This window comes from Sanyastnella coralliicola (assembly GCF_030845195.1).
GTDB classification, from domain to species: domain Bacteria; phylum Bacteroidota; class Bacteroidia; order Flavobacteriales_D; family Sanyastnellaceae; genus Sanyastnella; species Sanyastnella coralliicola.
The window spans coordinates 3,559,979-3,574,296 of record NZ_CP132543.1 but is presented as its reverse complement, the minus strand read 5'-3'; the positions used below and the strand labels follow the sequence as shown (position 1 = coordinate 3,574,296).

Below are 14,318 nucleotides of genomic sequence, written 5' to 3'. Positions count from 1 at the left end.
TGTTATTGTTTGGCGTTTGATTCTTGTTTCATTTTTTCGACGAGGTATTCGATGCCTTTTGCACTGGCAATTCCTCTGATATGCAGTCGGAATAGTTCGCGGTAAAGTGTTGCGAACGAGTATTCCGTTTCCACGAAAGTGAGTTTGTGGAAAATCGCTTCCACGTTATTGACATAAAGCGAAGCCACGATGTCAGGGTGGATATCGTCACGATATACCCCTTCTTTCATGCCCTTCTCCATGTTCGCTGTGAGATGGTCATAGATAATCTTATGGCGATCCTCCTCCATTGATTTCTTGATCTCTGGATGGTATTTCTGGATGTCAAACAACACCGAAGGGTGAATGTCTTTCACCATGTTCATGACCATGCGCATCCCCTCAAAACTCTCATCAATGGCGTTGAGGTTCTTTTCTGCAATCTCTTTTAGCTGCTTGTCTTCAAGGTCGCAGTGATATTCCATTGCGCGCTTGACCAAATCAGCCTTATCTGATACGTACTTGTAGAGTGTCTTCTTACTGATCCCAAGTTGAGTCGCGACATCAGCCATGTTCACGCTTTTGATTCCAAATCGCATGAATATGCCGATAGCAGCCTCAATTATCTTCGACTCTTTTTCTTCCATGGGGGCAAAGCTAACCCAAAATCCCCAATGGAAACGAAAGTCATATTAAAACGTTTCCGGAGTATCCTGGGTTTCCACGCAAAGGAAGAAGGAAGTGAACGGTATTCGAATTCGATTCTGTTGAATGGTCAGAATACGTAGCTGAACTGTAATTAGTCCTACACGAACTGTAAACAAAGGGGAATACGAAGGAGGGTCAACACCAAAGGTGACCAATTAACTCGTTGGAAGACAGGATAAAATCTAGTCGAAGAGACCGTCTAGATCGTTGTCATCTACAATATTCGGAAGGGTCACTTTGAGGCGAGGTTCATCCTCCATGGCACGCTTAATGGCGAAAATAGCTTCGTCATTTCGCGCCCAGGAGCGACGAGCAATACCGTTATTGACGTCCCAATGAAGCATCATCTTCAATCGGCGTTCGCTATCAGCTGAGCCGTCAAGTAGCATTCCGAAACCGCCATTGACCACTTCACCCCAGCCAACTCCACCACCGTTGTGTAGTGAAATCCAAGTCGCTCCACGGAATGCGTCTCCCGCGAAGTTTTGAACTGCCATATCAGCGGTGAATGAAGAACCATCGTAGATGTTCGACGTTTCGCGGTATGGAGAATCAGTTCCACTTACATCGTGGTGATCACGACCAAGAACAACAGGACCGTTCAATTTACCTTCCGCGATAGCGTCATTGAAAGCCTTCGCTATCTTCATACGCCCTTCCGCGTCAGCGTAAAGAATACGCGCCTGAGAACCCACAACCATCTGGTTTTCTTGAGCCCCTTTGATCCACTGAATATTGTCAGCCATTTGTTGCTGAATCTCCGGCGGAGAAACTTGACGCATTTCTTCGAGCACCTCGCACGCAATGTTGTCAGTCAATTGAAGATCAGCTGGATCTCCCGAACAACACACCCAACGGAACGGACCAAAACCGTAATCGAAACACATTGGCCCAAGGATGTCTTGGACGTAGCTCGGGTATTTGAAACGCTTTCCATCAGCGGCCATCACGTCTGCTCCGGCGCGTGAAGACTCTAACAAGAACGCATTACCATAGTCGAAGAAGTAAGTTCCTTTTGCTGTATGGCGATTGACCGCCCCAGCATGACGACGCAAGGTCTCCTTGACCGCGTCACGGAATTTCTCCGGCTCAGCAGCCATCATCTCATTTGCATCTTCAAAGCTGATGTCGGCAGGGTAGTAACCACCCGCCCACGGGTTGTGCAACGATGTTTGATCAGAACCAAGGTCTACATGGATGTTCTGTGCGTCAAAAGCCTCCCACACGTCTACGATGTTACCGAGGTAAGCGTATGACTTCACCTCACCGGCTTCTTTTGAGGCGCGCACCTTTTCACAGAGTTCGTTGATATCAGTGATTACCTCATCAACCCATCCTTGCTCATGACGTTTGTACGCCGCGGCTGGGTTCACCTCTGCGGTTACAGAAACAACGCCAGCGATATTACCGGCCTTCGGCTGTGCACCACTCATACCGCCAAGACCAGCAGTCACGAATAATTTACCAGCAAGGCTTCCGCCTCCAGTGAGTTTGCGGCCTGCATTCAACACAGTAATGGTAGTACCGTGAACGATTCCTTGAGGTCCAATGTACATGTACGAACCAGCGGTCATCTGACCATACTGTGTAACTCCTAAAGCATTGAATTTTTCCCAATCATCTGGCTTCGAATAGTTTGGAATCATCATTCCATTCGTCACCACCACTCGTGGAGCATCTTTATGAGAAGGGAAAAGTCCGAGTGGGTGTCCGCTGTACATCACCAAGGTTTGCTCTTCGGTCATTTCCGAGAGATACTTCATCACCAAGTGATACTGCGCCCAGTTCTGGAAAACCGCGCCATTTCCACCGTAGGTGATCAACTCATTGGGGTGTTGAGCTACGGCGTAATCCAGGTTGTTTTGAATCATCAACATGATCGCTGCTGCCTGCTGACATTGTGCAGGGTACCAGTCGATCGGACGCGCTTTCATTTCATAAGTCGGACGGTAGCGGTACATGTATACGCGTCCGTATGTTTTGAGTTCGTCTGCAAATTCTTTCGCTAGCGCGGAATGGAGATCCTTTGGGAAATAGCGAAGGGCATTGCGGATGGCAAGCTCTTTTTCTTCAGTATCAAGAATGTCTTTACGACGAGGGGCGTGACTAACATTGGAATCAATCCCTGGGTGCTCAGGTAAACCTGAAGGAATTCCTGCACTCAGGTGTGATTGAAAAGCTTCTTTGGTCAAGGTCTCAGCAGTCATTGTGCTCATGAGGTCTCGGTTCAGTTATGATTTGATACGGCCCGTTTTCTTGTCGTAACCGTACGGACAGTGCTTGCAGCCGCTTTTACAGCAGTAGCCACGTTTCAAGTGGTACTTTTCTGTGAAAACGACGAATCCTTCTTCGCTGTAATAAAAGTCTTCGGGGTCAAGAGATTTCATGCGTCCGAACCCGCTCATATCATCGCTCATGCTGGCTGCCATTCTGCTCCAACAACAAAGGTATGATTTAGGATGTTCTGAATTGCTGCACGAATCGTGCAAAGCGGCCGTATTTAGCTATTTCAAGTCTGTTAAGCCGTCGATCAACTTGATGGCTCCCCAAATAATGGCTCCATAAGTGATGACGTAGCGACCACCACCAGATGCATTCGCGTAGGTAAGAATAGTGATGATCAAACCACCAACAAGGAACAAGGCACCAATAGCGATCTTACGGTATGCAGCGCCGCGATCTTTCTTTTCGACTTGACGCTTCATGTTAAAGATGTTCGCGTCTTTCATTTCTTGGATTACACCTTGCGCTTGCTCAGGCGTCATGCCTCCCTTTTCCAATACGCGAACTACCTCTTCAGGAGAAGAGTCATATTCAATAACTGATTTCACTGCGTAGGCACGGAGCTTGTCGTATTTTTCTTGGCTTAGTTCAGTTGATTCCATAGCTATCTTGGTCAAGGTTCGAATTAAGTGAATTTTCTTAGACAAATTGCGTCGAACAATAGTGGATGTACCAAACCTAAGACATGCCAATCGAAGTCAAACGCCTTGATCAACAACACCCAGAGGCTCCGGGGAACAAGTATTTCAAACTGAAGTACAACCTCATCAAGGCCCAAGAAAAATCGGTAGACCGCATTGTGACGGTGGGAGGTCCCTTTAGCAATCACCTTCATGCTACGGCTTCTGCGTGTCAAAAAGCTGGAATCCCATGTGTCGGACTGGTGCATGGTTCGCGTCCACCGAAGTTGAGTCCAACACTCAGCGATTGTGAGGCTTGGGGCATGGAATTGGTGTTCATAGAGCGCGAGTGGTTTGCCCTTCGCAATAGTGAGTCGTTCAAGCAATGGGTGCACGAAGAGTATCGGTTTTGCCACTTTATTCCAGAGGGAGGCAGTAACTTCTTGGGCATCAACGGCTGCATGGAGATTTTAGACGACGAAGACAAAGAAGCTGACATCATCGCGGTTTCTGTTGGTACCGGAACCACCTTGGCGGGCATCTTACTTTCAGCGAAACCAGGGCAACGCATTTTGGCGTTTCCAGCCTTGAAAGACGAATCGCTTCCTACACGATTGCAACAACAATTGCTTTGGGCGCTTTTTGATGAAGAGCTTGCGCAAGAACTTAGCAAACGAGTAGAGTGGATCTGGGACTATACCTTCGGAGGCTTTGCAAAATGTCCTCCTGAGCTTCAGTCTTTTATGCACCAGAAAGAGCAAGCGAGCTTACCACTTGATCGTGTATATACGGCCAAAATGATGTTCGGTCTTGAAGATCTTCTGAAGCAAGGTAAACTCGCTAGCGCGGAATCGATCCTGGCTATTCACACCGGGGGCCTGCAAGGGAACAGGCCGGTGGAAGAATAACGAATGAATAGTGAATTGCTGCTTAGTAGGCGCGTTCGTTTCGTCCTTCTACGTAGTAGATGAAGGCACGATTAACCACCTTATTCCCTCCTGGAGTTGGGTAGTTTCCTGTGAAGTACCAATCACCTAGGTTTTCAGGACATGCTTGGTGCAAATTGTCTACACTTTGGTAGATGATTTTCACTTCGGCATTGATGTTCTTCGGTGTGAGCAATTCTGAAATTTCGTCGCTGATCTGCTCGTCTGTGAATGGCTCGTAGATCTCCTGCACGTAATTCTTCACCTGCTCTTTCGGAAGGTTCTCTTGCTCCTTACACTTGCGGTAAACAGAGTCAATCAGATCTTCTTTACCGTGCTTTTTCAAGAGGGAAATCGCTGCTTGGAAGGCAATGAAATCACCCATCTTCGCCATGTCGATACCGTAACAGTCAGGGTAGCGTATTTGAGGTGCGCTAGACACCACGACAATACGCTTAGGCCCCAAACGGTCAAGGATGCGGATGATCGACTTCTTCAGCGTCGTTCCACGAACAATAGAGTCATCGATAACCACAAGATTATCAGTGCCCTTATTGACCGTTCCGTAGGTAATATCATATACGTGAGCTACCATGTCGTCACGCGCATCATCTTGCGTGATGAAGGTGCGAAGCTTAGCGTCTTTGATGGCAATCTTCTCTACTCGCGGACGCACAGAAATCAATTTCTCCAGACGTTCAGCAGAGATGCCTTCCCCTTCCTTGCGGATTTCGTCGAACTTCCATTGGTTGAGGTAGTCTTCTAGTCCTTTTACCATACCATAGAACGAAGTCTCAGCGGTATTAGGAATAAAGCTAAACACAGAGTTCTCAAGGTCGTGGTCTACAGCTTTGAGGATCTTTGGTACCACAAGGCGACCAAGCTCTTTACGCTCAGAGTAGATCGAGTAGTCGCTTCCTCGAGAGAAATAGATGCGCTCGAAACTACATGCTTTGCGTTCTAGCGGTTCGCGGATCTGATCAATCGAAACACGGTTGTCTTTACGAATGATCAAGGCGTGTCCTGGATCGATTTCTTGCACCTGTTCCATTGGTACATTGAAAGCCGTCTGGATCACCGGGCGTTCGCTGGCAACAACAACGATTTCGTCGTCTTCGTACCAATAGGCCGGACGAATTCCACTTGGATCTCTCAAGACAAAAGCGTCCCCGTGGCCCATCATACCGGCCATGGCGTACCCACCATCCCACTTGTCAGCTGAGCGTCGCAGAATTTCTGCGACATCCATGTTCTGGGCGATGAGGTGTGAGATCTTATCGTTGGCGTAACCTTGGTCTTTGTAGATGCGGAATAGGCGCTCATTCTCTTCATCGAGGAAGTGCCCGATTTTCTCCATCACTGTCACCGTGTCGGCTTTCTCCTTTGGGTGCTGACCAAGCTCAACCAGTTGACCGAAGAGTTCGTCAACGTTCGTCAAGTTGAAGTTTCCAGCAACCACAAGGTTTCTGGTCATCCAGTTGTTCTGACGAAGGAAGGGGTGAATACTCTCAATAGAGTTCTTTCCAAAGGTTCCGTAGCGAAGGTGTCCGAGGAATACCTCACCAGTGAATCCGAAATTCTCTTTCAGGTATTCTACGTCGTTCAACTTCTCTGGGTCTTTCTCCTCCAGGTCTTTGAAGCGAGCATTCACCCGTGCAAACACATCTTGAATCGGACGATCATTGTTTGATCGCATTCGAGAAATGTATCGTTGTCCGGGTGCTACGTCAAGTTTGATGTTGGCCAATCCCGCGCCATCTTGTCCGCGGTTGTGCTGTTTCTCCATCAGGAGATACATTTTATTTAGGCCGTAAAAAGAAGTGCCGTACTTCTGACGGTAATAAGACAGTGGTTGCTTCAATTTCAGAAGCGCGATACCACATTCGTGCTTGATTGCGTCGCTCATAGGAGGTGCCCTGTGCTGGGATGCAAAGGTACGTTTTTTTTGAGGTGTATTTCCTTAACCTGGATTAACGTATGCTGTAGGCTGTATGCCGTAGGCGGCTCCTTTGAGTGGCGCCGAATCAAGGGCTAATATTCCGAAATGACGTGCGACATGAACTCACAGTCGTCTGTCATGATCTTAGATTCTTGACAGCGTAAATTCAGTGCAGCCGGACCGTCACACATGAAAACACCGGCTTGGTAGTAGTGTTTTTCTTCATCTACGGCTAGCGGTAGATACTCTTGATAGATCTTTGGCTGATTGCCGAAGTCGCCTTGACTACGTTGCAGGTCACCGTCAGGATCGTGCAGTACGATGTTCTCGCCAATTCGTCCATAGATGGGCTTCTCTACCAGGCCATCACGCATATCCGTTGGTCGTTCCAGGTAAGTCTTGGCAATGACGTCATTCGGGAAGTGCTCCGTGATGTATGCAAGGAAACGCTTGTTCTGCCAAATAGCCGTGTAAGGAGGGTTCAGCACCAAAACCAGCTCATTCATGATGAGGTCTGATAGGATTTGTGCCAACCCAGGCTCTTCGTTGAAGGTCCAGTCCCATGGGGCCATTTTGTACCAGACGTCTACACGTTGGTATTCGCTTCCCGCTTCGTAAAAGACGCCTTCTTCTGAGAAGATGATTTCAGGAACGTCAACATTTTGAACGAGGAATCCAGCTTTGTAAGCTTGTTCCATCACCGCGTCAATGTTGAGCTGGTCTTCAATGTATCCAAACGAACTTCCGGTGAGGTTAGACTCTTCTCCAGGGAAACGACTGCGAATCGTTCGAAGCTGTTGCTCCAGACGAATGGCGAGTTCGTTGAATTGATATTCGTTTTCTCCGAGTTGCTTGCGCTGGAATTCTTGCCATATGATGGTTTCCGGAATGGAACTCATCGTGTCTGCGTTGAACTCGATGACCTTTCCTTTGACCCGATCAAATACTCCGTTGATATCGAAACGGCCTATCAAGAAGGGGTGACGATCCCGGTTTTTCCAAGTGTATTCAATGACTGGGTGAAATAGCGCAGGGATGCCAAGAGCTTCGAGACCCTTGTGCTCGATGATATGATCGGTAGCCTTGAGGAAGATGTCAAACGCTTCTTCGGCAACCGCCTTGAAAGCACGCACCTCACTCGGGTATACGCTCAACAATTCTCCACTGAAGTATTCCTCACCGAGGAACCAGTGCAGTTTTGCTGGGATGTGTTTTTTCTTTGGAACGCGGACTTCGCGAAAGCGATCATCCTCCAGAAGAACGGAACGACTTTCCACCTCCGTATCCTTTAGAAGATCCTTTTGGAGTGCGCACGCTGCGTGTACGTGACGAAGACATCATGTCTTCACGAAGACCAGCAGATTTGTTGTAGGCACCTGGCGTTTTGTAGTAGCTAGGATCAGGGCGAACATTCCCCATGTTCGGGTTAAAGAATGAACGAGCAAGACCATACATCAATACAGCGCGCATTGGTGAGTAACGAGGGTTAGATCCGTCGTCGTTCGCAAGGCTCGCAAAAGATAGTGTGTCTACAGTTCCATCAAGGTTGTGAACGATAGCGCGAGAATCTTCTTTTTCATCGATCATGCGCTCATCAAGAATGAGGTATTCGTCACCTGGTTCTTGCTCCTCGAGCTCAGTTTCGACTCCTTTCGTGCTTTCGTGTACAGTTTTCTCGTCGTATTCCATGAGACGAGGGTGCCCGTCATCGTCCGTACAACCACTGAGGATCAGGGTGATACCTAGTGCGAAAACCATTGAGAGGCCAAATAGGCGTGTTGAAGGAAATTTAGTCATCTTTGGTCGTGTCTGATTCAACGAATCCAAACTTAGACTAATCCGTTGGGAAATAAAATTCTTTTTTCAGCTTCTGTCTTCATTGCCGGCCTCTGTTCGATCGTTTATGAGCTCTTGATTAGCACCGCCGCAACCTATTTTTTGGGTGATGGAGTGAAGCAGTTTTCAATCGTCATTGGTGTCTACCTTTTTTCAATGGGTATTGGGGCCTATGTTTCGAAATTTCACTCGGGAAGATCGTTGATGTATTTCGTGCGTATCGAGTACCTATTAGGACTCATTGGCGGAATATCTGTTCCCCTTGTTTACTGGCTGTTTGTAACGGTTAGCCCCCAGAGTTTGCAGCTCTTCTGTCTCGGGATCGTCTTTTTGATCGGGTTCCTTACCGGAATGGAGGTGCCACTGTTGACGTACTCTGATGACGATAGCCTCAAAGATTCGCTTTCAAAGATCTTGTCGCTAGACTATATCGGAGGTTTGTTAGCAACCCTTGTGTTCCCCTTTATCCTCCTTCCGTTTGTCGGCCTGTTTTACTCTTCGCTGATGTTCGGCGCCTTGAATATTATTCTGGGCTTGGTATTGAACTATGTCCATTTCCGCGAACAGCGAGGAAGCATGGTATTAGGCGTCGCAGCGCTACTAGTATTAGGAGGCCTAACCTTTAAAGCATCACATCTTTTGCAAGTCTGGGATCAGAAGATCTATAAGCACCCGATCGTATACAACGAGCAGACACCTTACCAAAAGATTGTGTTGACGCAGAAGGAAGACGATCTGCGTTTGTACCTCAATCGCATCATCCAGTTTTCATCCAAAGACGAGCATCGTTATCACGAGCCGTTAGTGCATGTTCCTATTGCATTGAAGGGAGACGTTGAACGCGTACTAATTCTAGGTGGAGGAGAGAATCTGGCGAGCCGCGAGGCCTTGAAACATGCGAACGTTAAAGAGGTGCATGTGGTCGATATTGACACCATGATCTTTCATTTGGCAAAGACCAATCCTTTCTTGGTCAATATTAATGAAGGGGCAGCGAGTGATCCTCGAGTGAAGCTGATTCAGGGAGATGCTTTCACCTATCTCGTGCAGAACACGGAAAGTTACGATGTGATCATCGCTGATCTTCCAGACCCGAGTGATCAAAGCCTAGCCAAGTTATATAGTCGCCAGTTCTACTTTTTGGCGAATAACCTTCTAAAGGAAGACGGTGTATTTGTAACCCAAGCAGGGGAGATCTACTTCGCGAACAGCGTTTTCAGTTGCATCTACCGAACCATGGAAGAAGCCTTTGAAAACGTAACGGCTTACCATTCAAACGTGCCTTCCTTTGGCGACTGGGGATTCATCATGGCCAGTAAGAAGAATAATCTTCATCAGCTCAAAAGCTTCACTGCTGCTGAAGGTGTGGAGTATTTAGATACTGAACTGGTTCAGTACTTATTCATGTTGCCACCTGACGTTCCCATTAAAGACGTGCAAACAAACTCCCTCGATCACCCGATCATCTTGGATTATTATCTCCACGATTGGAACAAGTGGAAGGCGGAATTCCAAACACAACCCGGACAAACGCATTAATTGCCGCCTTTAACGTGCAGGCATAGGCAATTTGTCTATATTGCTTCCGATTAAATTAGACCGATGAACCGAATTATTCTTTTCCTCTTTGTTGCTGTTGGACTTGCATCTTGTGGTCCTGATCTTGTTGCTGTAGCGGTTGACAACCCAACAAACGATTATATCGAAGTTTCAATCGACTCGTTGAACGTGGAAATCCCTCCGCGTGATGTTGCATGGGTTGAAATGGGACACGGTGTTCACGTAATTACGGTCCCAGGTGAAGAGCCTGTTGAGTTCGACTTTGTACAAGATATGTACATGATGAACCCATCACACTCTGAGTACATCATGTACGAAGAGATCTACGGTACAATGGGTGCTTTCGCAACATCTTCTATCCCTGAGCAAACAGTTAACTTCCTAGGAATGGAGTTCGACGGTCCTTACAAAGTGATCGGTGAATTGGTAAACCCAATCGAGTGGGATTACGGTCCACGTGAGACAACTCCTGAAGTAATCGAAGTTGACGCTTCTGAAAGCTACGCGTCTCTCCTCAAACTCGCAGACGAAGAGGAGTTCCTTATGATGATGATGGCAGAGTAAGCCATCTTTTCGGACGTGGAGGAGCAAGCATTAGGATTTCATGGAATTTGGGATGTGTTTGGAGTGGATCCAGACCTCATCTCTTATCGCAATTCGGTAGAGCCTTTACTAGAGGCTATCGCCGAACGGTTGAACCTATCTGTGCTTAACGCTTCCTACAAACAATTTGAGCCTGTCGGTGTCACAGGGGTCTACCTTCTTTCTGAAAGTCATTTAAGTATTCACACCTGGCCAGAGCGTGCTTATGCCGCAATTGACCTGTTTTCGTGTGCTGAATTCGACCCGGAAGAAGTAGAAGACATTATCGCTGAAATCCTTCGACCTCAGCGAGTTGAGATTAACCTCATTCGAAGAGGAAAGATATCTCATCCTGCTTCTGTCTGATTGATCAGACTCCTTATCTTAGTAGCAAACCTGTAATCATGCGTCATTTTCTAGCGATCATGGCTGTGTGCCTTGCCTTCTATGGTAATGCTCAGCTAGTGCCACAAACCGAATACATAGCTTCTTCTACTGACCCTGAATGGGTGCAGCTGATGTACAGTAATGCGGAGCCTTCTGCAGTTCGAGCAGCGCATGACGCCTACTACACCTCACATCCTTTAGTAAAGAACCAGCATACGCAATACTACAAGCGTTGGCTGCGCAACATCCAAGCTACAGGCAACCCGCAAGGAGCACCCGCAATGGATTTCCGCGATCAGCAAGCATATATGGAGCGCTACCAATCTCAGAATCGTGAAAACGGTGAATGGGAAGAAATGGGTCCTTGGCACTATGATCCTGAAGTGGCGATGTACTTTCAAGTGCAATCTCCAGGGGCTTGTCACATCTACACGGTTGAGCAAGCACCAGCGAATCCAGATGTTGTCTGGGCTGGTTCCGCTACCGCGGGAATTTGGAAATCCGTAGACAAAGGAATGCACTGGGAGTTGATGTCGCGTGAGCTTCTTGTAACGAGTGTTTACAGTATTGCCATCGACCCGAACAACACAGACATCGTTTACTTCGGAGAAGGGAACGGAAAGATCTACAAAACCACAGATGGTGGTGCCACATGGGCACTGACCGGAGATGCAAACTTCCAAGGACAAAACAATTGGGTTCGTGATTTGAAGATCAAGCCAGACAATGCCAACACCTTGTTGGCAGCAACGAACGGAGGCTTGTTCATCAGTGAAGACGCAGGAGCCAATTGGAATACCGCATCTTCTGGAGAACACATGGAAATTGAGTTCCATCCCACAAATCCAGAAATGGTGTATTCTGCATCGCTCGTAGGAAACAACACGCTATTCAAGAAGTCTACCGACGGCGGAAACACATGGACTTCTGGTACCACCGGTTGGCCAACTCCAAACTCAGGAGAAGAACAACGCCGCATCGAGATGGCGGTAACACCGCTTCATCCAGATGACATTTACATCCTCGCTAGTGGAGCAGCGGATGGTGGAAACGGTTTATTCGGAATTTACCGAAGCCAAGACCAAGGTGAAAACTTTGAATTCCAGTGTTGCGGCAGCGGTCCTGGAGGAGCTTGGGCTGCAGGAAGCAACCCAAATATCCTAGGTTGGAGTGAAGACGGAACCGGAGATGGAGGACAATTTTACTATGACCTTGCCCTGGATGTTTCTCCAGATCAAGAAGGACGTCTATTCGGAGCAGGAATTAATGTGTGGAGATCACTAGACTACGGATCAAATTGGTCGTTGAATGCCCATTGGGTGACCTGGGCAGGCGAATTTACCGCAGAACGTTACAGCCACGCTGATGTGCACGATGTCAAGTTCTTCTCAACAGAAAACGGCGTGGACATGTGGGTCGCTTCAGACGGTGGGCTCTACTACAGCGCAGATCAAGGAGACAACCTCGAACCACGCATGTACGGAATTCACGGTACAGACTTTTGGGGATGGCAATCAGGAATCAAGGAAGGTGATGTCATGGTAGGAGGTACCTACCACAACGGAACACATATCCGCAACGGTGACCTCTATTATTGGGGAGCTGAAGACGAAACATCAGGAGGCTGGCTGGCAGAGCTTGCCGGCGATAACTTCCGAGGGTTTGTGAACCCGGGAGACGCAACCATTGGTTACCACGATGGTGGCGCGTTTAGATATACTGAAGATCGCTTTGAACGTATCAGCGGCCTGCCATTTGACAACAGCAAGGCAGCCAACACCAGCTACTGGTGGGGAGAATACGGGAACATGGAATGGGACCCTAGATGCTACAACATCATGTACTCACCAAATGGGTCATCACTATGGAAGAGCACCAACGGAGGTTCAGGTTGGACAGAGCTCAACAACTTCGGGGGTGACAAGATCATTCACGTGAAGGTCGCACCGCGCGACCCGAATCGTATCTACGTGACCCACAGGCAGAGCGGAAGCAACTGGAAGATCTGGCGCACTTCTGACGGCGGAGAGAATTGGGAAGATGTCAGCATGACTTCCGTAGAAAACGGCAACAACAGCAACAAGGCGATTTACATTGATGTAGATGGGGAAAACCCTGATCAACTATGGGCTATTTTGCTCGGTGGTCAATCGGGAAACAAGGTCTTTTCATCATCGGATGCAGGTGACACTTGGCAAGATATCGGTGACGAGGTGATCAACAATGTGTACATCACAGCCATCGCTCACCAGCGAGGAACGGACGGAGGGTTGTACCTCGGCTCAGACCACTCGGTGTACTACAAAGACAACACGATGGATTCGTGGGAGCTATACGCAAATAACCTTCCAGCACGCACGCCTGTTGTCTTCCTTCAAACCAATTACTGCGAAGGAAAGGTGCGTTGTGCTGGCTCTCGAAGCGTTCACCAGAACGATTTCTACACGCCTTCAGCGCTGCAAGTTGGTTTCACGGCGAATAAGCTCGAGGTGAACATGGCACTGCAATGTGCACTAGATACTATCCGCTTCACAGACAACAGTGTGTTACGTTGTGCTGGAGCTTCCTATGATTGGACGTTTGAAGGAGCGGTTGAATCTGGATCAGAGGGCTACAATGCCATGGCTATGTGGAATACTCCTGGTACTTACGATGTCAGCTTGACGGTCACAGATGAAGAAGGCAATAGCGCAAGCTATACCTGGGAAGACATGATCACCGTCATTAGTGAAGGTGTTCCAATGCCAGTGGTAGAAGACTTTAATGGAGAAATCTTCCCTCCTGAGAACTGGAAACTAGAAACCAGCGGACTAGGAACATGGGAACCGGCAGTGCAGCTTGATGACGCCTCAAATGGTGTAGCTCAATTCCCGAACTACTGGGTGGATACGCAAGGCTTGGCTGATCTCCTGGTAATGCCAGCAATGGACTTCACTGACGTAGAGTCACCGCTCATTCACTTTGATGTAGCCCACGTTAAATATGCAGACTACGAAGACGGACTAGAGCTCTGGTATCGTGTTGATGCAGGAGAGTGGACACCAGCGTACTCGAAATTCGGAGACGACTTGACAGTTGAAGATTGCTACGTATGGTTCTGGTATGACCTTGGTGGTGAGCTCGTATGGAGAACAGATTCTGTTGATTTGAGCATGCTGTCTGGAGAATCATGTGTTGAGCTAGCCTTCGCCAATATCGGAGGCTACGGAAACCACACGTGGATCGACAATGTGAACTTGCTTGATGATAACGTGAGCGTTTCAGAAATCGAGAAGCTTCAATTCACCGTATTCCCGAACCCAAGTACAGGGCAGTTCTTCTTAAATACGCCAGTTCAATTGTTCGGACAAAGCTATGAAGTACGCGACCTCGCAGAACGATTAGTAGATCAAGGTGTGGTGCAACGAAGCACAGCCATTGACCTTAGCAATCAAGCTTCAGGAATGTACTTAATAGAGATTGTAGGTGCAGGAGTTCAGCGGGTTGTGAAGGAATAAT

Annotated in this window: 12 protein-coding genes; 5 read left to right on the top strand and 7 right to left on the bottom strand. The window is 47.9% G+C overall.

Features of this window, described 5'->3' with window-relative positions; genetic code table 11:
* Positions 1 to 2: 2 nt before the first annotated feature.
* The 4 genes from RA156_RS14790 to RA156_RS14775 all read right to left on the bottom strand — a co-directional run bounded on the left by RA156_RS14790 (position 3) and on the right by RA156_RS14775 (position 3,572).
* Positions 3 to 626: a TetR/AcrR family transcriptional regulator gene (locus tag RA156_RS14790; protein ID WP_306641198.1), complete on the bottom strand. Its 624-nt coding sequence runs from the start codon at positions 624 to 626 to the stop codon at positions 3 to 5.
* Between the two features lie 243 nt (positions 627 to 869).
* Positions 870 to 2,903: a urocanate hydratase gene (hutU, locus tag RA156_RS14785; RefSeq protein WP_306641197.1), complete on the bottom strand. Its 2,034-nt coding sequence runs from the start codon at positions 2,901 to 2,903 to the stop codon at positions 870 to 872.
* 15 nt (positions 2,904 to 2,918) lie between these two features.
* Positions 2,919 to 3,074, bottom strand: a complete 156-nt coding sequence (locus RA156_RS14780; RefSeq protein WP_434064849.1) for a C1orf53 family protein — start codon at positions 3,072 to 3,074, stop codon at positions 2,919 to 2,921.
* Positions 3,075 to 3,191: 117 nt separating this feature from the next.
* Positions 3,192 to 3,572: a hypothetical protein gene (locus RA156_RS14775; RefSeq protein ID WP_306641195.1), complete on the bottom strand. Its 381-nt coding sequence runs from the start codon at positions 3,570 to 3,572 to the stop codon at positions 3,192 to 3,194.
* Positions 3,573 to 3,655: 83 nt separating this feature from the next.
* Between RA156_RS14775 and RA156_RS14770 the strand changes: the two genes are divergently transcribed.
* On the top strand, positions 3,656 to 4,498 hold the full coding sequence (locus tag RA156_RS14770) for a 1-aminocyclopropane-1-carboxylate deaminase/D-cysteine desulfhydrase (protein WP_306641194.1): 843 nt from the start codon (positions 3,656 to 3,658) through the stop codon (positions 4,496 to 4,498).
* 22 nt (positions 4,499 to 4,520) lie between these two features.
* On the opposite strand, the gene RA156_RS14765 is transcribed toward RA156_RS14770, so the two are convergent.
* The 3 genes from RA156_RS14765 to RA156_RS14755 form a co-directional block, all read right to left on the bottom strand.
* Complete coding sequence (locus RA156_RS14765) at positions 4,521 to 6,422, bottom strand: amidophosphoribosyltransferase (protein WP_306641193.1); 1,902 nt, start codon at positions 6,420 to 6,422, stop codon at positions 4,521 to 4,523.
* Between the two features lie 125 nt (positions 6,423 to 6,547).
* Entirely contained in the window at positions 6,548 to 7,732 is a 1,185-nt protein-coding gene (locus RA156_RS14760) for a glutathionylspermidine synthase family protein (RefSeq protein WP_306641192.1), read from the bottom strand.
* Positions 7,701 to 8,213, bottom strand: coding sequence for a Cj0371 family chemotaxis-regulating polar lipoprotein (locus RA156_RS14755; protein ID WP_306641191.1), 513 nt, complete (start codon positions 8,211 to 8,213; stop codon positions 7,701 to 7,703). The genes RA156_RS14760 and RA156_RS14755 overlap by 32 nt, the downstream gene beginning before the upstream one ends.
* A gap of 84 nt (positions 8,214 to 8,297) precedes the next feature.
* On the opposite strand from RA156_RS14755, the gene RA156_RS14750 reads away from it, so the two are divergent.
* The 4 genes from RA156_RS14750 to RA156_RS14735 all read left to right on the top strand — a co-directional run bounded on the left by RA156_RS14750 (position 8,298) and on the right by RA156_RS14735 (position 14,317).
* Positions 8,298 to 9,830 (top strand): polyamine aminopropyltransferase, encoded by a 1,533-nt coding sequence (locus tag RA156_RS14750; RefSeq protein ID WP_306641190.1) that lies wholly within the window; start codon positions 8,298 to 8,300, stop codon positions 9,828 to 9,830.
* Positions 9,831 to 9,893: 63 nt separating this feature from the next.
* A complete protein-coding gene (locus tag RA156_RS14745; RefSeq protein WP_306641189.1) occupies positions 9,894 to 10,415 on the top strand; it encodes a hypothetical protein in 522 nt (173 codons plus the stop codon).
* Between the two features lie 15 nt (positions 10,416 to 10,430).
* Positions 10,431 to 10,799 (top strand): adenosylmethionine decarboxylase, encoded by a 369-nt coding sequence (speD, locus tag RA156_RS14740; protein ID WP_306641188.1) that lies wholly within the window; start codon positions 10,431 to 10,433, stop codon positions 10,797 to 10,799.
* Between the two features lie 38 nt (positions 10,800 to 10,837).
* The gene (locus tag RA156_RS14735; RefSeq protein ID WP_306641187.1) at positions 10,838 to 14,317 is read left to right on the top strand and encodes a VPS10 domain-containing protein; all 3,480 of its coding nucleotides are present in this window, start codon (positions 10,838 to 10,840) and stop codon (positions 14,315 to 14,317) included.
* Position 14,318 lies beyond the last annotated feature (1 nt).

Bases quoted from the DNA above. Each gene is read 5' to 3' on its own strand.
- hutU (WP_306641197.1), bottom strand. From the start codon at position 2,903: ATGAGCACAATGACTGCTGAGACCTTGACCAAAGAAGCTTTTCAATCA.
- RA156_RS14775 (WP_306641195.1), bottom strand. From the start codon at position 3,572: ATGGAATCAACTGAACTAAGCCAAGAAAAATACGACAAGCTCCGTGCC.
- RA156_RS14755 (WP_306641191.1), bottom strand. From the start codon at position 8,213: ATGGTTTTCGCACTAGGTATCACCCTGATCCTCAGTGGTTGTACGGAC.
- RA156_RS14790 (WP_306641198.1), bottom strand. From the start codon at position 626: ATGGAAGAAAAAGAGTCGAAGATAATTGAGGCTGCTATCGGCATATTC.
- RA156_RS14735 (WP_306641187.1), top strand. From the start codon at position 10,838: ATGCGTCATTTTCTAGCGATCATGGCTGTGTGCCTTGCCTTCTATGGT.
- RA156_RS14780 (WP_434064849.1), bottom strand. From the start codon at position 3,074: ATGAAATCTCTTGACCCCGAAGACTTTTATTACAGCGAAGAAGGATTC.
- RA156_RS14765 (WP_306641193.1), bottom strand. From the start codon at position 6,422: ATGAGCGACGCAATCAAGCACGAATGTGGTATCGCGCTTCTGAAATTG.
- RA156_RS14745 (WP_306641189.1), top strand. From the start codon at position 9,894: ATGAACCGAATTATTCTTTTCCTCTTTGTTGCTGTTGGACTTGCATCT.
- RA156_RS14770 (WP_306641194.1), top strand. From the start codon at position 3,656: ATGCCAATCGAAGTCAAACGCCTTGATCAACAACACCCAGAGGCTCCG.